This is a genomic window from Sphingobacterium paramultivorum, from assembly GCF_014109745.1.
In the GTDB taxonomy this organism is placed as follows: Bacteria; Bacteroidota; Bacteroidia; order Sphingobacteriales; family Sphingobacteriaceae; genus Sphingobacterium; species Sphingobacterium paramultivorum.
In genome coordinates this window covers 5,996,924-6,013,527 of the sequence record NZ_CP058555.1, presented here as the reverse complement: position 1 = coordinate 6,013,527, position 16,604 = coordinate 5,996,924, and the positions used below count along the sequence as shown (strand labels likewise).

The window sequence follows — 16,604 nt, the reverse complement described above, 5'->3', positions numbered from 1 at the left end:
TACAATCAAGGTAAAGCCCAGTTGATCTCAGCTCACCTGGGCTTTTATAGTTAAAAAGAATTAGATCGAGATTGTCAGCAAAGGAACATCCAGCCCCGAGGCCATCATACGAGTCTTACTTCGATGGGTCAATGAGCTCCAAAAACCGTACTTATAGGGGATCATAACCAGCAGATCTGTGCTGCTTTCTTTTACCTCATCCCGGATAGCTTTTACGACCTCATTGGACGTTACATTTTTGTAGTAATAACTTACGATTCCCATCACATCGTTGATGGTTTCCCTTGTTTCTTTTCCTTTTTCCTCATTTAGCTGCTCCACTGTTTTACGAATGTTGAGTACCTCCAGTACCGCACCAAACTCAGCTGCAAAATCCTTTACTTTTTCAAGAATTTCCTTTTGCACACCACGAACAATATCACAGGCAAAAAGAATATGCTCCAGACCCGTAAATTTTGCGCCTAGCGGAACTGAAAGGATTGGTATTTTTAACTTACTAATGGCTGCCGTGGTCGTATTACCAAGCATATCTTGATCAAAGGAACGTTTAGCCATTCCCATCACCAACAAATCGGCATTCGTCTCATGGATGCACTTGGTAATTTGGTCATAAAACAAGCCTGCTGCGAGATAAGGAATAGTCAAAACTCCACTTTCGGCAGTAATAGCCTCGGCTTTACGTCGTAAAACTTTACTTTGATGTTCAAAAATCTTGAACATAGAATCGGGAGAAAGTCGAGCGTTCATCGCATGGATGGAAGGATTTTGAAGAGAAAATAAAACGAGCTCGTATTCTTTTCCTGCAAAAACTTCCATAATAAACTTTAAGGCATGTTCGGCCTCTTCAGCGTAGTCTGTAGCAACAATAATCCGTTTCATATGATCTAATTTAATCCAATAAAAAATCCCTTTTTATTACATTCAAGTTAACGAAAAATAATAAATCTATCAAACGGAGAATTGTCTCAACTGGGTCAATTTTCTCCCGATTTCCGGCTATTTTAAGTAGCTAGCTTTTACAAAAGAAGCTTTTTTTAGATAATCGATACTTTGTTGTAAACCGGTGTAAATATCGTTACGTGTTTCTTCCAGCTCAACAAAAATATATTGCAGGCCAGCAACTTTTGAATTGTTAAAAATTGCATCAAAACCGACCATACCACTTTGACCAATTTCACGATGATCCTTAATGTGCAAAGCCTTGAATCTGCCGGCATATTTATTGAAATAATCAACAGGACTAACTTGTCCCATTACAGCCCAATACACGTCCATCTCGAAAAATACATTTTCAGGATTTGTATGCTCTAACATATAATCGTACATCACCTTATCCTCCACTTTTCTAAACTCATGCGAGTGGTTGTGGTATCCGTATACGATTCCTTGCTGACGGCATTTCGCACCCACAGCATCGAGGTAGCGACATTGCGTTTCCAAATCCTTAAGTGTTTTAGGCACATCCATCCAAGGCGTAACAATGTATTTCATTCCCGCTGCCTTATGTGTAGCAATACATTCGTCCCACCATTTTAGCGATTCTGTAAAATCTCCAGAGGCTAACTCTTTCTCTGATAAAGTCTTCGTTGCATGTGATGAAATCACTTTCATTCCAGCTTTTTCTACTTTTGCCTTAAACTCTTGTGGGCTCAAGTTATATAATTTACCATCCTTGTATCCAGCGGCTTCCACTCCTGTATAACCCAATGCTGAGATCTTTTGTAGAATCTGGTCGAAATTCGGGTTTTTCCCGATTTCTTCGCGTACAGAATATAACTGTAGACCAATTTCCTTTTTTGCAGCTTTCTGTTGTGCAAATGTTGGACTAACAGCCAACATCATACATCCAGCTACCAATGTTCCGATAAGAGTTCTTCTTTTCATTTAGTGCTCAATTATTTATTATAGACTTCGTTCAACGCAAAATCATTTGTAAACATAGCATTTACAGGTTGTTTAGGTTTGTCGCGTTAAATATAACCGCAATGTATGCAAATACTCGAAAAAACACAATGCTTTACCGTTTTATTTATTCACACCCCAGACCCAGCGCTCCAAAGTATGTTTTTTTATATGAATTAAAAATATATCAACTCAACGATTTACAGTCCGCTGCTGTTCTACTTACAATAACAAACAATTTGAGTGATGGAAAATAAATATGATAACCCAGAATATAGCGATCAAAAACAGGAAGAGAAACTACCTGACGTTGCCATTGAGGAAAAAGATGATGAACCTGCTGGTCGAAATCTCAAACGTACGCTTATTATTGCAGTATGTGTATTGATTGTATTTTATTTGATTTATTATTTTATGAGTGGACGATAACATGCAACTCACCACAGCTCCGGCGGAACTTGACGGATTCTTGGAAACCGAAGCTGGGCAAGTCGACTTGTGTCGTCATACACAATCTGGTAGAATATGACCAAAATTTCGGTCATTGTGCTGACGTACTGAACAATTTACCACGGCTCCGGCGGAACTTGACGGATTCTTGGAAACCGAAGCCAGGTAAATTGACAATATCCACTTAAATTATTTCGTTTTTCATTTCCTGTATTCTAAGGATAACAACTTGTTATAATGGTTATTTTACACAGGACGGTGACGTAGAGTCTATTTATTAATCGCGATAAAGATTCGTTTCTATCCGATATTTGATCCAACATAGACTTTCACGAAACAATTCTCGATTAAAAACATCTGTTATAACAAATATAAAACAAAAAACAATAAACACAAATTTTTTAACAAAATAATAAACTATATTTTGCGCAAATTGTCATTCAATTCGTTGTATGACGGATGAAGACAAGGCATTACTGGAAACAATTGGTTTACGCTTTCGCGCTAAACGAAATGATCTATATTATTCACTGCGGGATCTATCCCATCTAACGGGCATTTCAACAGGAACACTCAATGGCATAGAAAAGGGAAAAGACTTAACGCTCACAAATTTTTTAACCTTATGTCGTAGCCTAGAAATTCAACCAACGATATTTTTTCAGCATGATATTGTCTTTAATTCTCCCTACTCCCTACCTCCCGATGCGCAGGAAAGAATCACGTTAAGCAAAAAACTGGATGACCTCGTCTATCATTCGGATTTTTTCCACTCAGCACGACGTGTTTCGGAGGTATTGATCCAATTGGGTATGGACAAAAGCCAAAGCAACAAATTCTCTGTTTACCTATCAAACTACTGTGAAGAGGGGGCCCTTGTCTATCAGCAGCACGGTAACTATAAAACCTATCGTAAAAAGAGGTAAACAAAAAGTACTAAACCTCTTTGTTGGAAAGTTCTCGAAAACGGTTCGCCCTTCTAAATGTTCCCAAATCATTAAAACGAACCCCATACTTCCGTAAGATTTCTTGTGCCTTCTTACGGCCGATATGACGTACGTAAAATGTTTCATTGACGACAAAATGATGGATACTATGTGTCCACCCGAAAAAGAAACAAAACAATTGCATCGGAAAAGTCCACCAAACTGTCAATACCTGCGTCTGCTCAATCACATTTCCAGCTTCGACATCGCCAAAATAATGCATGTTTGACGTAATAAAATGTAAACAGAATTGGCGTAATAAGTTTGGTAATAGAATAACATAAATGATCCAATGTAGACTTATCAACATGTTATCAACATAGTGTGGAAAACTCAAATTCACCCCAAACACCACTCTTAACCAATCAAATAATAGGTCTGCAAAGAAGAAATATAAGATCACATGTGCAAAAATCGTCACTGGAACAATGCTTAAAAACATAATCCGTTTTAGTTTTGAAGAAGTCTCCAATTTTAGATTCCCTTTTTTCACCTCTTTGTCCATATCATTAAACATCCGATGCAGTCGAAAGAGCCCGCCCAATACAACATCGGCTGTTGTTACCAAACGTTTGATAGACCACTGCTCGCCATTCGTCACACTACGTTCCTCAACATCATGTAAGGTACCCGAAAATTTATGATGATGATGATGCAAGGTCCTGCGTATCCAGGGATTGACAGTCAGTGGGCGTAATATCCATACACTAAAAAGCATAAAATGATGAACCACTTTTTGTCTTTTAAAATAAAGCCAATGAATCAGATCATGTTCTATTTCATGTAAAACACCCATAAAAAAGGCATTACTGACAATCATAAGCCAAGCCGGAACAAGAGCGCGAGACCAAGCTATCGATACAACAACAATGCCTAGGGTCGCTAGTGCAAATATGGCCATTCCGATACTGTTCTGACTTTTTAAGATGGGGTACATTCCTTTCAGCTGCTGATAGGAGAGATTTATTTCCCTCCTAATCTGGCTCGACTTTTCCTGATGTGTCAATTCGATGTGATTTTATCGGTAAAAATAAGGATTTTTTCGTAGACATCTAACATGTTAGGTAGAATGACCCCACCTGCCAATAACCATAATAGGCCATAAAAAATATTTCCGAAGGCTGTAACAAAATGAACGGGGCCCAAAATATGTGATCCCACTATTTACCTTACTACTATGTTAACGTAGCAGCCAACTTCTAATACATATCACTCAAAGCAGATCATTCCTCGGATCTGCTTTTTTTGTGCAAACCATTACGGCAGCAACAAGCGATCTCATCCCCAAAAAATAATTCCCTAAAAGGGATTTGATAGGGACTTTATAGGGATCTTATAGGGAGCTCATTCGGATAAAGCCGTCTTAACCACCTATTAGCTCCCTATTATGTAACATGCTATTTACAATTATTCAATGTATTAAACTAAACTTATCTATTCGTTGTGTGTTAGTAGCCCTACACATTTAATTTGATATTATGGCAAATGTAACACAGGGTGTAAATGGTCCTCCTTCAGGTAAAGTGGGACCTGTAGTTTTTTGTAAGTGGAAAGAGATCAATTATGTCAGGTCTCTTCCGAGAGTGAATAAAAAAAGAGCACTTTCTGAAAAGGAAGTAAACAACCGAAACAAATTTGGACTTATGCAACAATTCTTAAGCCCTTACACGAAAGTCATACGGCTCGGCTTTTCAACCTACGCCAAGAATATGACAGCTTATAATGCTGCAATGTCCTACAACCTTCACCATGCCATGCAAAAAGACGATGAAGGTTTTCATATCGATTATGAAAAGATTGCCCTAAGCCGAGGTTTGGACGAAGAGATTACAGAGGCAACATTTCAATTGTTGAACGAAACTATCCATATCACTTGGGAACTTAAAAACTCCGAAAAACTCTTGCATGAAGATCTGACAGATTTCCGAACCTTGGTACTCCTCATTCCTGAGAATCCAATAAACGCTTCACAAGGTGTTTTACTTAATAATTACATTATGGATTTACAAGAATCTATTCAAATACCGAAACTAACTCAAAGTGATACATATCATCTATATCTAGGTTTTATTGCAGCTGACGGGACTAATCGAAGCATGAATAGCAGCTATCTCGGAAATATAAGATTGGAAAGAGGATAAAGGTGCTCCAGGGAAATAAATTCATCAACAGGAGAAATAAGACCATTCGGAAATAAGAACACAACACGCTTAATTACAATAAGATAACAACATTTTAACCCTAAATTTATGTAAACACCTTAAATTAGCATAAACGATGTGATTTACAATCGATGGTTTCAACAGCCACATCAATTTCGGCCATGAAGCCAATCGTCTTTATATCTAGTAGGCATTTGGTTACCCCCTCAGCAATCCTCAACACATATCCATGTGCAAGCCCTACTACTTTCTCTATTCAGTTCGGCAAGCTCATACCTTGCCGAACATTCTATTACCTATCGTATCAGCCCGTCTATATGACTTAACTGCCAAAAGGATCTGTCTTTTTTTCGGTTTTTACGATTTTAATCAGATTCTCCAACGCATTTTTCAGACGTTTGGCATCTTCTTCCGTTTGGATTGCCCATAAAATTTCATCCGTACTTGGCGAGGACTTAAATCGAATTTGATAACCTGATTTTACTCTTGCGATGACAAGTACATCTGATTTGGCAATATCACTTCGAAAATGCTGGCCACTGGAAAGAAAGACTGTTAACACCTTCCCGTCTACCGTCACCGTATCAATTTTTGTATCCTTATAATGGTAAGCAACCTTATATAGCTTATTAATATAAGCCATGGTCTGTTGTTTATTCAAGCTCGCATTTTGAGCTACCGATGGTACTGTAATACCAATAGCCAAAAGAAAGCACAAGAAAAAATTCTTCATTTATCTAGCATTTTTTATTTCCATATACCGCAACAACGTATCGCTCGGATTGTACTTACTTACCAAATATCACGTAACGACAATCAGCAGAAGCAAAATACGTTCCTTTTATTGATGATCTAAAAATATAGATTTTATTTACTTTTTTGGCTATTGTCCCACAAACTAAACTATTTCCAGCAGCAGCATTTAGACTGCTGCTACTGAAAATCCTTATTTAGTCATTTTTATTTATTCTTTCAATCTCGATAAATCCCGGGCATTTTCTGCAATACGGATAAATTCAGCACGATAACCTTCCTCATCTTTGCCTTTAGAAGCTTTTGCTCGCGCTATGAGCTGATCAAAATTGGCCTTTTGCTTAAAATCAGAATCACGAAGTAATAGACCTAGTTCCGCTACCGCGGTTACGAATCGTAAATCTTCACTCACACTGTTCAATTCCGTCACGGAAGTTCCGACCACCTTTTGCTGCAACTTGCTTTTCTCCCCTTCAGGCTCCTTATACCGAAATTTAACTGTTGCCAGTTCAGCATTTCTCCGTCCAGCTGCCTGATCCGCTTGCTGCTGATATTTTAAGGGATCTACCGTTCCGATTAGCCCCGACTCTACACCGACAGGTACAATTTCATATAAGGCTGTCACCACATGTCCTACCCCCATATCACCACCTATCTTTTGATCATTATTAAAATCCTCAGCCTCCAACAAGCGATTTTCGTATCCCACTAAACGGTATGCCTGCACATAACTGGGATTAAATTCGACCTGAATCTTGACATCTTTAGCAACGGTAAACAAAGTTCCCCCAAATTCGGTTACCATCGCTTTTCTTGCCTCAGAAATATTGTCTATATAGGCATAATTCCCATGCCCTTTGTCGGCAAGGATTTCCATCTTACTGTCCTTCAGATTTCCCATGCCATACCCCAATACTGTGAGGAAAACCCCCGATTTACTTTCTTTGGAAATTAATTCTTCCATCGATTCGTCACTACTCTCCCCAACATTGAAATCGCCGTCACTGGCCAAAATGATCCGGTTGTTTCCTCCTTTAATAAATTGTTGCTTCGCAATTTCATAAGCCTTCTTAATTCCTGCAGCACCAGCAGTACTTCCACCGGCTTCCAGCTCCTCAATAGCCGATTTTATTTTCATCTTTTCATCACCAGGCGTACTCTCCAGTTTTACCCCTGCCGATCCAGCATAGGTCACAATGGCTACATGGTCCACAGCACGAAGCTGATCGACCAACATCTTCAGCGAAGCTTTCACCAAAGGTAGACGCCCCGGTCCCATCATTGATCCCGACACATCGATCAAAAACACCAAATTGGAAGCTGTAAGATTCGCTGTAGGAATATCTTTCGCCTTTAACGTGACGCGCATGAGCTGATGCGTCGTGTTCCAGGGTGCCTTCGTCAATTCGGTGACTATATTCACAGGTTCACCATTTTTAGGCCCGGCCACTTGATACTGAAAGTAATTGATCATCTCTTCAACCCGTACCGCGTCTTTTTCAGGCAGTGTTCCCGAATTGATAAATCGACGCACATTACTATAGGAAGCAGCATCAACGTCGGCTGCAAAAGTTGATAAAGGCTCCTTAAGTGGATTGATAAAGCTATTTTCCTTCAACTTTTGATAAGATTCTTGGTTCTGATTAGGCACATACGCCGTTCCTCTAATATACAAACCCGATACTTGCCCATACATAGCCGCATTAACATTCATCACCGATGCCGTCTGACGCTTTGCCTTGTGCTCATATCCGGTCACCACAACTTCATCCAGCGCATTATTTTGCTGCGCCAATGCCACATCAACCTTTGACCGATGGTTGACCGCTATCCGCTGCTCAAGATATCCGATATAACTAAAAATCAACATGTTTTTGCCATCAAGGACTTGAATACGATAGTTTCCCTTGTCATCGGTCTGCACAAGTGATTTGGTTGCAACATTGCTCACCTGTACCCCCACAAGGGCAGTCCCTGTATTCGCATCGACAACCTTCCCCCTAACCTCATATCCTTGCTTGGCATATCCGCCTAAGGATAGCAACAAGCCTATTACAAAAAGTATTGCTCTCATATCTTTTACATTTTTGCCAAGGGATGCCTCAAATATTAAATTTCCATAAACCAGAAAAAAAAAATATTTTTAACCAATAAAATGTTCGCATTCAAGTCGTCAAAAATAGATACAGCACAAGACCACGAGCTCTTGCTGCACTACCAGGAGTCTAAGGAGCTCCAGGTATTGGGTGATCTATACCAACGACATACGGAGATGGTATACTATGTTTGCTTACGGTATCTCCAAGATTCCGAATTGAGTAAAGATGCTGTCATGAATATCTTTGAAGAATTAATATACAAAGTCAACAAACAAGAAATCAAGGACTTCCCAAGGTGGCTTTATGTATTAAGCAAGAACCATTGTCTGATGTATTTGAGGTCTCAAAAGAACAAAACTCAAATTTCTTTGGATGAATTTGTGAAATTTCCGGGAGACATGCATCAGTATGAACAATATGATGAAAAAGAAGAACAGCTAACAGCCATGGAAGGCTGTCTGGGAAAATTGCCAGACAAACAGCAACAGTCGGTTAGACTCTTCTTTTTGGAAGAAAAATGTTACAAAGAGATTAGTGAATCTACCGGTTATAGCTTGAACGAAGTAAAAAGCTATATTCAGAATGGAAAACGGAATTTAAAAAATTGCATGGAGGCTTGGAATGAGCAACAGTAATTACGACATAGCATACTTAAAGAAATACGTCAACGGCGAACTATCTCCTACGGAGATGTATGCGCTTGAACGGGAGGCGCAACGTGACCCCATGTTGGCGGATATTCTTATAGGTATTGAAATGGATCAGAATAAAACCGTAATTACAACAATCAACAACCAAATTGCGCAACGTATTGAAAAAGACAATTCCGCTAAAATAAAGGTCTTTGATTGGAAGAGACTTAGCATCGCCGCAGCAGCAGTGATCGTGTTGGGGGTTGGCCTCCTTCTTTACCGCCAACAGGACAAAAAATCATCCGAAGCGAGACGTACCGCTGAAGTGAGTATTACGCAGGAAAAACCCAAAACAAAGGTTATAGCAGCAGATTCTATCATTCCTTCAGATGATATCGCTTCAAAAATAGGATCTCAAGATCATTCGCCACAATTAGCAGATAATAACAGACCGCGGCTTCATGAACAGCATCCACTGGAAGAGGTGACCGTTTTATCCCGGGAACCCTCCCTACGTGTAAAATCACTGGAAGAAATGAAGGAAGGTCTCAATAATGATCGCCCTGTATTTGGATTAAGACCTACAGACAGTACAATTGTTATCGGTTATGCGCCAATGGCAAAGAAAAAAGATGCTTCCCAAACGATTATGATTCGGGGAACCTCAAGTTTAAACAATGCACTTGCAGGCAGGGCTCCAGGTATTTCGATCCCACAACAACAAGGTACACCGCTACAACTTACGATTCGGGACAAAGAGACAGGCTTACCTATTTCGGGAGTGACAATCATTCAACCCAATAGCAAGTTTGCTACGAATACCGACGCACAGGGACAAGCGACCATCCAACCCAGTACAATGGATTCACTCGTCGACATCATGGCACTGGGCTACAACTCGGTTGCATTGAATATGCGTCGCAGCAAAAATACGACGATCAAACTGCAACCTTCCGGCGCCACACTTGATGAAGTCGTCGTCACAACGATGTCTTCACGCAAATCAAAGAGTGCCGAACCGATCTGGGGCTGGAGATCGTTCAACAGTTATATCAAGAAAAAAACAGCCAAAAGCCGTTATGAGGGCACTGTCCGTTTAAGCTTCTATATCGATAAAGATGGATTCCCAACAAATATCAGCGTGCTCCAAAGTGCAAATGATTACCTCGATGCCAAAGCCAAAGAAATCCTACTTTCGGGACCAAAATGGAAAGGGGAAGACTACCGCTATGTCACGTTAAGTTTCGAATTCACCTTGTAAGTACGCTATCTTTGCGCATCTCATCAAACGACAACACAAGTTTATCTCGCTATCGGGACAAATAAGCAGTCGAAATTTATCGATCCATTTATCTTTTCAATCAATTTTATTTATAAGGGTTTGGATTTAAAATTATTTCATACTTTAGTGTTATAATTCTTAACCATACAGTCATTTTTTATGAAAAGTTTTTTCACTGGCCTCCTCCTGCTTAGTGGTATATCCCTACAAGCACAAGATTTTTCGTTCGGTAAAATAAAAAAGGAAGATTTTGCCATTACTGTTGACAAAATAGATACAGCAGCAAATGCCTTTGTCTTACGTGAATATGGATCAGCCGAAGTTAGTTATGATAAAAACAAGGGTCCGGTTGTTCAATTTTTCAGACACGTCCGCATTAAAATATTAAATAAGGAAGCTTATGATTACGCTAATTTCAGCATCCCTTTATATAAAAGTGGGAACGAACGCGAAGTCCTTATGGACATCAAGGGAGCATCCTATCACCTCGTCGGTGATAAGGTCGTGGAAACAGAGATGACGAAAGCGAATATTTTTAACGAAAACGCCTCAGAAAACTATGCAGTAACGAAAGCGGCCATTCCGCAGGTCCAAGAAGGTACAATTATTGAATACCGTTACCGTACAGAATCTCCATTTATCTTTAACCTAAATGCTTGGGAATTTCAGGAAGATCTTCCGAAACTTTATAGCCAATACGTCACCCGTATTCCCGAAGTTTTTCATTATAAAGCCAATTTAAAGGGGGGATTAGCCGTCAGTGACCGAAAGGTTGAAAATTACAACACGGGGCTAAACTCTCAAGTTGGAGAAGTCTTAGGCAATAAAACCATTTATACCATGGAAAATATCCCGGCTTTCCATACCGAAGATTACATGACTTCTTCTAAAAATTTTAGATCAATCATTTTCTTCGAGCTTGGTCGGTACAGCATTCCAATGGGACCGACAAAAGACTTCTCGCTCACGTGGGAAAATGTCAGAGATAAACTCGTACAGGACGAAAGTTTTGGTGGACAAGTAAAGCGAAAAACGGCATTGAAGGAATTCATAGAACCCGTCTTGCAGGATTCAAAAGATGATCTGGAAAAAGCGGTACGGCTGTATACATATTTTCAGAAACAAATAAAATGGAATAACCGCCATTCGATCTACGCAAAAAATATCAAAGAAGCCATCGAAAAAAGAACAGGCAATAGCGCCGATATTAACCTTGGACTGGTCAATGCCCTTCGTTATGCGAAGCTAGATGCCATCCCTGTTATTTTATCGACACGTGAGAATGGCTATGCAGGACTCTATGCACCAGCGATATCAGAGTTCAACCACGTTATTGCCCGCGTAAAAATAGGTGAAAACTACTACCTGCTGGATGCTACCTCTCCCTATGAGATGTTTGGAAATATCCCGATGAAATGTGTCAATTTTCAGGGAAGATCAATTCCCCTCGAAGGCGAATCTGACTGGGTAAAACTCGAGGCAAATCTTTCATCTAGTTATAGTAATTTCTTCTATGGTGAACTGTCGGAAGATGGTGCATTAAAAGGAAAATGGATTACCTCACGTAACGGTTATGGCGCTTCCAAAATGCGTGAACGCCTTCAAGGAAGTAATTCTGAAGAAGAATTCTATGAAAAAATAGATGAAGAAAACAATCGCATCAAAATCAACAGTTTTAAAGTATCGAATCGGGAATCTCTTGACAAACCACTAACGGAGGAGTTTGAAATTGAGATTAAGAATTTTGCAACCCTACAAAATGACCAACTTCTATTCAATCCTTATATTGACACCAAAATATCCAAGAACCCCTTCAACCTAACGGAGCGGAATTACCCAATCGACTTTGGTTCTTTAGTCCAAGAAGAGTGCTACATTGAAATCAAACTACCAAAAGGCTATGCATATCCAACGGAAGCAAAGTTAAAAAATATTAGTATGGCTCTTCCTGAACGTGCGGCCCGGTATATTTTCAAAATCAATAATACAACACCGGACGTTCTGATAATAGAATCTGCAACACAATTAAACAAACCCCTGTTTATGCCGGAAGAGTATTTTGATTTAAAAGAGTTTTTCAGCCGAATCATCCAGGCAGAAAAATTAGATGTTGTACTCAAAAAAATATAACAATATCGCTTAACACAAACTTCATTTTATATTGACGATTAGCTTAAATAAGGGTGATAACTTTGAATATCAAAAAAATAGTAAAATGATTAAAGATTCAGATTTATTCGAACTAGAGAATACCTTCCTTGGTGAAGGTTTCGAATTAGATGGTGATGATATTATCACCGATGAAGACTAGGTCTTCACTTTTTTAGCAAGTATTATTCCCCTTATATAATCTCAAAGCCCAGACATTCTTTGCTGGGCTTTTTCTTTGCTCCGTTCTTCACCAATTTGGCCAAAACTTATTATTTCCCTATCTTTATGTTATCCTGACAATCCGATATTGAGCTAACCCAGCTCCTATTTTACGGGAACACAAGCAACAGGTTTAAAGCAAATAACACACACATGAGAAAGATAATATTGGATCTGGCCATGACCCTGGATGGCTTTATTGAGGGTTCACAGGGAGAGGTTGACTGGTGCATTATGGATGATGACATGGATTTCGATGGCTTTTTGGCTTCGATCGATACCATCTTTTATGGCCGCGTGAGCTATGATGCCTGGGGTAATTTCCAGCCGCACGCTACGGCCGATGAAACAGAAATAAATCTTTGGAAAAATGTCCATGCGAAGAAAAAATATGTTTTTTCTAGTCAGGCAAGGCAAGATGAAAACGCTACCTTCATCCAGACTGACATCGCAAAACAAGTTCAGGAAATAAAAGCACAGCCCGGAAAGGATATTTGGCTATATGGTGGAGCGCGTCTAATTAAAACATTCATTCAGGCTAACCTTGTTGACATCTATCGCATTTCTGTTCACCCTATTGCCCTGGGAAGCGGCAAGCCTTTATTCGAAAACTTACCTGAACGACTATCCCTAAAACTTGTTCAAAGCGTCACATTCAAATCGGGAGTTGTTCAGTTAATCTATACCCCCCAAACATGAATCTTAACGATCAGGCAACCCCACAGATCGCTGATGATATGATCAGGAAAGTGATAGATCAACTCGAAAGCATACTTATGCTCCATTGCTATAACCTATCACAAGATCAAACAGGTAGGGCCTATTATGGTGTTAATTTTCAACTGGGCAACAAACACTTCAAATTTAGAAAGGCCAAGATAACACCAAAAAAAGTAGGATTATTCGTTGCACTCTGGAAACGTGACACCGATGGCCAGACCATACCTTTTACTGCAGATGATCATTTCGATTATTACCTTATTTCGGTTGAACAGGATCAGCATTTCGGCCTATTTGTCTTTCCAAAACAGGCGTTAGTTGAACATACAATCCTCACAGCGGGTTGTCAAATGGGCAAACGCGGATTCCGTATTTATCCAGATTGGAGCATGCCAACGAACAAACAGGCTACCAAAAGTAAACAATGGCAGCACACATACTTTGTGGATTTCTGTGGTCCCCACCAAGAAGCCAAAAACAAATTGACCCATATACTGCAATGCAGCTAGTCGATATTTTCGACCAAATCAGCATAAGCTGCACGCAACAAAGAAATTGCAGCCACCATACTTTGTTCGTCAAGATGAGCAAACCCCAACCGCAATGCTGTGACCGTTTTATTTTGATAAAGGCAATTACTCGGCAACAACAGTCCTTGCGACCGCACTTTCTCTTGCAAGGCTGTCAGCGAAACAACCGTATTAAACTGTATCCAAAAGGCCAGTCCCGAGGCCGGGACTTCAAACCTGATTTTATCTTCAAAATGCCGTAACAGCAATTGTACAAACAATTCTTTTCGCTCAGCAATTGTTTTCTGAAATTTACGCTGATACCGGAAGATATCACCTTGGTGGATAATCTCGCCCAATGTCTTCTCGATCATAAAATTCGGCTTTCCGAAGATGTTCAAATACTTTTTTCCCTCTTCCAACAGATCCTGAGGTGCGATCAAAAAATTCATTTGGAAACCAGGGTCAAAGAAACTACCGAAAGCACCTGTATAAATCACACGGTTGCCGCCATTTTTCCGGAAAAGTGATTCACCTTTCTCCTTAAAAAAGGAAGACTCAAAATCCACATCATCCTCAATAATGATAAAGTTATACTGCTCGGCCAACTGTAACAGTTGAATTTTCCTTCGCTCGGAAAGGTTAACCGTCGTTGGATACTGACACCTGGTATTGAGGTAAACACACCTGATTTCTCCGGGTCTAAATTGATCTCCGATCTTATCTACAATCATCCCCTCCGCATCTACCGGAATGGTTTTTAGCTTGGCCCCAGCTTGACTAAAGATCATGTTAGGTAAAAAATAACTTAAATTTTCTACCAGTACAATATCGTCGGGCCGGATCAATAATCGGGATAAAATTGAAAAAATCTGTTCCCGGCTGGCAATCGGCAACAAGAAATTCCGGGAAAGATGAAACCCTCTTGTTAAATTCAGATAATAGCTTAACTGATCCCTAAAAAACAAATTTCCTTCAGTCGTCGTCGGAAAATCATCACTTTTCTTTTTCCGTTTCACCATGGATGCATAAAAACGCACCAGTTCCTCCGCTCCAATGACATTATAATCAGGTGTTCCGTCCGTAAAATAGTACCTTTCGGGAACCTCTGAAATAGGCATATCCAATATGAGTTCCTTCCTAAAAAAGTAAGGCGCAAAATCAGGTGGCTGTCTAAATGCTTCAATCGCCGACCCGGAAGTACCGATAAGCTCGGGATTTTTCACAAAAGTCCCGCGATTAGCCAAAATTTTCACCCAGCCCTGGTCCTGCAATTCCGCTAAAGCGGCTACAATAGTTTTTCGGTGCACGTTCAGTTCTTCAGCAATCTTCCGGCTTCCGGGCAACAGATCTCCATCTTCCAATAGATTTCGCTTGACGGCATTGATAAATTGATAAACGATCTGTAGATAGATGGCATCTTCCTTACGGCGATCTATCTTAATAATGGAATGAAAACCTATACTAACCGGACTACTCATTATGTTTATTTCGGACTACCAAAGTTATCATTTAAACTATAATCTTTGCAATCATCATGAAAAAAATAATCGCATTGAATTACGAAATCCGAATGGTCATTAAGTAAAATAGATTTGATTTTAGCATAAAAACTTAGCATTAATATGGAAACAAAACCAAAATGGACGCAGGAAGAAGTTGTCGCTTTATACAACAAACCAATAATGGACCTGCTTTATGATGCGGCATCGATACATCGGAAATATCACGACCCGAACAAAGTACAAGTGTCCACATTGATATCAATAAAAACAGGTGGGTGCCCCGAAGACTGTGCCTATTGTCCCCAGGCCGCACGTTACCATACGAATGTAAAATCGGAAGGCTTAATGAGTGTAGAGCAGGTAAAAGAGCAGGCACTAGCGGCCAAAGCTGGAGGTAGCTCAAGGATCTGTATGGGGGCCGCCTGGCGCAATGTTAAAGATGGCCCTGAGTTTGACCATGTACTTGATATGGTCCGAACACTGAATAGACTTGACATGGAAGTCTGCTGCACGCTAGGAATGCTGACCGAAAACCAAGCACAACGCCTTTCAGAAGCTGGACTATACGCCTACAACCACAACCTCGATTCCTCTGCCGATTACTATAAGGAAATTATCTCGACCAGAAGCTATGACGATCGCCTTCAAACAATCGAAAATGTCCGTAAAACAAACATAACCGTATGTAGTGGTGGTATTATTGGGATGGGAGAAAGTATAGACGACCGTGCCGCGATGTTGATCACACTTGCTTCACTCATTCCACAACCCGAATCGGTACCAATCAATGCGCTCGTTCCTGTAAGCGGTACTCCAATGGAGGTCATGGAAACAGTTTCGATATGGGAAATGGTACGCATGGTGGCTACAGCGCGAATTTTATTGCCCACCACACAAGTTCGCCTTTCTGCAGGACGTACCAACATGAGTACAGAGGGGCAAGCTTTATGTTTTTTCGCGGGAGCAAATTCGATTTTCTCAGGCGACAAACTCCTCACCACGCCCAATCCCGACGTCAATGAAGACATGGACATGTTTCAAACATTAGGTTTGGTGCCACAACAGCCATTCGAGAAAAGAAATCAACCCGAAACCATCGCAACTGAGATGGCGCATTACCATGATCTTGGTGAAAGACCAAAATGGTCAAGACCCGAACATAAAATCCAGCGCAACATCGCTAAGCAGCAAAACAAATAACAGCAGCAAAACAAATAACAGAACTAATTCGGCA

General features: G+C 40.1%; 15 protein-coding genes. 9 read left to right on the top strand and 6 right to left on the bottom strand.

Annotated features, from left to right (window positions below; translation table 11 throughout):
• Positions 1-60: 60 nt before the first annotated feature.
• Both HS960_RS24905 and HS960_RS24900 read right to left on the bottom strand, forming a co-directional pair.
• Positions 61-879, bottom strand: a complete 819-nt coding sequence (locus tag HS960_RS24905; RefSeq protein ID WP_153846839.1) for a universal stress protein — start codon at positions 877-879, stop codon at positions 61-63.
• Between the two features lie 117 nt (positions 880-996).
• Positions 997-1,884, bottom strand: a complete 888-nt coding sequence (locus HS960_RS24900) for a sugar phosphate isomerase/epimerase family protein (protein WP_153846838.1) — start codon at positions 1,882-1,884, stop codon at positions 997-999.
• 264 nt (positions 1,885-2,148) lie between these two features.
• Here HS960_RS24900 and HS960_RS24895 point away from each other — a divergent pair, with 264 nt between their 5' ends.
• Both HS960_RS24895 and HS960_RS24890 read left to right on the top strand, forming a co-directional pair.
• Positions 2,149-2,331 (top strand): hypothetical protein, encoded by a 183-nt coding sequence (locus HS960_RS24895; protein WP_153846837.1) that lies wholly within the window; start codon positions 2,149-2,151, stop codon positions 2,329-2,331.
• 473 nt (positions 2,332-2,804) lie between these two features.
• Positions 2,805-3,278: a helix-turn-helix domain-containing protein gene (locus tag HS960_RS24890; RefSeq protein WP_153846836.1), complete on the top strand. Its 474-nt coding sequence runs from the start codon at positions 2,805-2,807 to the stop codon at positions 3,276-3,278.
• A 10-nt stretch (positions 3,279-3,288) separates the two neighbouring features.
• Here HS960_RS24890 and HS960_RS24885 read toward each other — a convergent pair whose 3' ends face one another.
• Complete coding sequence (locus HS960_RS24885; protein WP_153846835.1) at positions 3,289-4,344, bottom strand: fatty acid desaturase; 1,056 nt, start codon at positions 4,342-4,344, stop codon at positions 3,289-3,291.
• Between the two features lie 472 nt (positions 4,345-4,816).
• On the opposite strand from HS960_RS24885, the gene HS960_RS24880 reads away from it, so the two are divergent.
• Complete coding sequence (locus HS960_RS24880; RefSeq protein ID WP_153846834.1) at positions 4,817-5,479, top strand: DUF6266 family protein; 663 nt, start codon at positions 4,817-4,819, stop codon at positions 5,477-5,479.
• A gap of 343 nt (positions 5,480-5,822) precedes the next feature.
• Here the strand turns inward: HS960_RS24880 and HS960_RS24875 are convergent, their stop codons facing one another.
• Positions 5,823-6,233: a hypothetical protein gene (locus HS960_RS24875; RefSeq protein WP_182330788.1), complete on the bottom strand. Its 411-nt coding sequence runs from the start codon at positions 6,231-6,233 to the stop codon at positions 5,823-5,825.
• Positions 6,234-6,464: 231 nt separating this feature from the next.
• Positions 6,465-8,327, bottom strand: coding sequence for a vWA domain-containing protein (locus HS960_RS24870; protein ID WP_153846833.1), 1,863 nt, complete (start codon positions 8,325-8,327; stop codon positions 6,465-6,467).
• A gap of 81 nt (positions 8,328-8,408) precedes the next feature.
• On the opposite strand from HS960_RS24870, the gene HS960_RS24865 reads away from it, so the two are divergent.
• The 5 genes from HS960_RS24865 (at position 8,409) to HS960_RS24845 (ending at position 13,865) form a co-directional block, all read left to right on the top strand.
• A complete protein-coding gene (locus HS960_RS24865; RefSeq protein WP_088162847.1) occupies positions 8,409-8,987 on the top strand; it encodes an RNA polymerase sigma factor in 579 nt (192 codons plus the stop codon).
• Positions 8,974-10,245 carry a carboxypeptidase-like regulatory domain-containing protein gene (locus HS960_RS24860; RefSeq protein WP_153846832.1) on the top strand — a complete coding sequence of 424 codons (1,272 nt, stop codon included), beginning with the start codon at positions 8,974-8,976 and terminating at the stop codon, positions 10,243-10,245. Before HS960_RS24865 ends, HS960_RS24860 begins: the two co-directional genes overlap by 14 nt.
• 180 nt (positions 10,246-10,425) lie before the next feature.
• Positions 10,426-12,396: a DUF3857 domain-containing protein gene (locus tag HS960_RS24855; RefSeq protein ID WP_153846831.1), complete on the top strand. Its 1,971-nt coding sequence runs from the start codon at positions 10,426-10,428 to the stop codon at positions 12,394-12,396.
• 393 nt (positions 12,397-12,789) lie between these two features.
• Positions 12,790-13,335, top strand: a complete 546-nt coding sequence (locus HS960_RS24850) for a dihydrofolate reductase family protein (protein ID WP_153846830.1) — start codon at positions 12,790-12,792, stop codon at positions 13,333-13,335.
• The gene (locus tag HS960_RS24845; protein ID WP_153846829.1) at positions 13,332-13,865 is read left to right on the top strand and encodes a MepB family protein; all 534 of its coding nucleotides are present in this window, start codon (positions 13,332-13,334) and stop codon (positions 13,863-13,865) included. The genes HS960_RS24850 and HS960_RS24845 overlap by 4 nt, the downstream gene beginning before the upstream one ends.
• On the opposite strand, the gene HS960_RS24840 is transcribed toward HS960_RS24845, so the two are convergent.
• Positions 13,862-15,346, bottom strand: coding sequence for an aminotransferase-like domain-containing protein (locus HS960_RS24840; protein ID WP_153846828.1), 1,485 nt, complete (start codon positions 15,344-15,346; stop codon positions 13,862-13,864). The genes HS960_RS24845 and HS960_RS24840 overlap by 4 nt on opposite strands.
• Before the next feature lie 144 nt (positions 15,347-15,490).
• On the opposite strand from HS960_RS24840, the gene bioB reads away from it, so the two are divergent.
• Entirely contained in the window at positions 15,491-16,570 is a 1,080-nt protein-coding gene (bioB, locus tag HS960_RS24835; RefSeq protein ID WP_153846827.1) for a biotin synthase BioB, read from the top strand.
• Positions 16,571-16,604: the final 34 nt, after the last annotated feature.

Bases quoted from the DNA above. Each gene is read 5' to 3' on its own strand.
- HS960_RS24905 (WP_153846839.1), bottom strand. From the start codon at position 879: ATGAAACGGATTATTGTTGCTACAGACTACGCTGAAGAGGCCGAACAT.
- HS960_RS24900 (WP_153846838.1), bottom strand. From the start codon at position 1,884: ATGAAAAGAAGAACTCTTATCGGAACATTGGTAGCTGGATGTATGATG.
- HS960_RS24895 (WP_153846837.1), top strand. From the start codon at position 2,149: ATGGAAAATAAATATGATAACCCAGAATATAGCGATCAAAAACAGGAA.
- HS960_RS24890 (WP_153846836.1), top strand. From the start codon at position 2,805: ATGACGGATGAAGACAAGGCATTACTGGAAACAATTGGTTTACGCTTT.
- HS960_RS24880 (WP_153846834.1), top strand. From the start codon at position 4,817: ATGGCAAATGTAACACAGGGTGTAAATGGTCCTCCTTCAGGTAAAGTG.
- HS960_RS24875 (WP_182330788.1), bottom strand. From the start codon at position 6,233: ATGAAGAATTTTTTCTTGTGCTTTCTTTTGGCTATTGGTATTACAGTA.
- HS960_RS24870 (WP_153846833.1), bottom strand. From the start codon at position 8,327: ATGAGAGCAATACTTTTTGTAATAGGCTTGTTGCTATCCTTAGGCGGA.
- HS960_RS24865 (WP_088162847.1), top strand. From the start codon at position 8,409: ATGTTCGCATTCAAGTCGTCAAAAATAGATACAGCACAAGACCACGAG.
- HS960_RS24860 (WP_153846832.1), top strand. From the start codon at position 8,974: ATGAGCAACAGTAATTACGACATAGCATACTTAAAGAAATACGTCAAC.
- HS960_RS24855 (WP_153846831.1), top strand. From the start codon at position 10,426: ATGAAAAGTTTTTTCACTGGCCTCCTCCTGCTTAGTGGTATATCCCTA.
- HS960_RS24850 (WP_153846830.1), top strand. From the start codon at position 12,790: ATGAGAAAGATAATATTGGATCTGGCCATGACCCTGGATGGCTTTATT.
- HS960_RS24845 (WP_153846829.1), top strand. From the start codon at position 13,332: ATGAATCTTAACGATCAGGCAACCCCACAGATCGCTGATGATATGATC.
- HS960_RS24840 (WP_153846828.1), bottom strand. From the start codon at position 15,346: ATGAGTAGTCCGGTTAGTATAGGTTTTCATTCCATTATTAAGATAGAT.
- bioB (WP_153846827.1), top strand. From the start codon at position 15,491: ATGGAAACAAAACCAAAATGGACGCAGGAAGAAGTTGTCGCTTTATAC.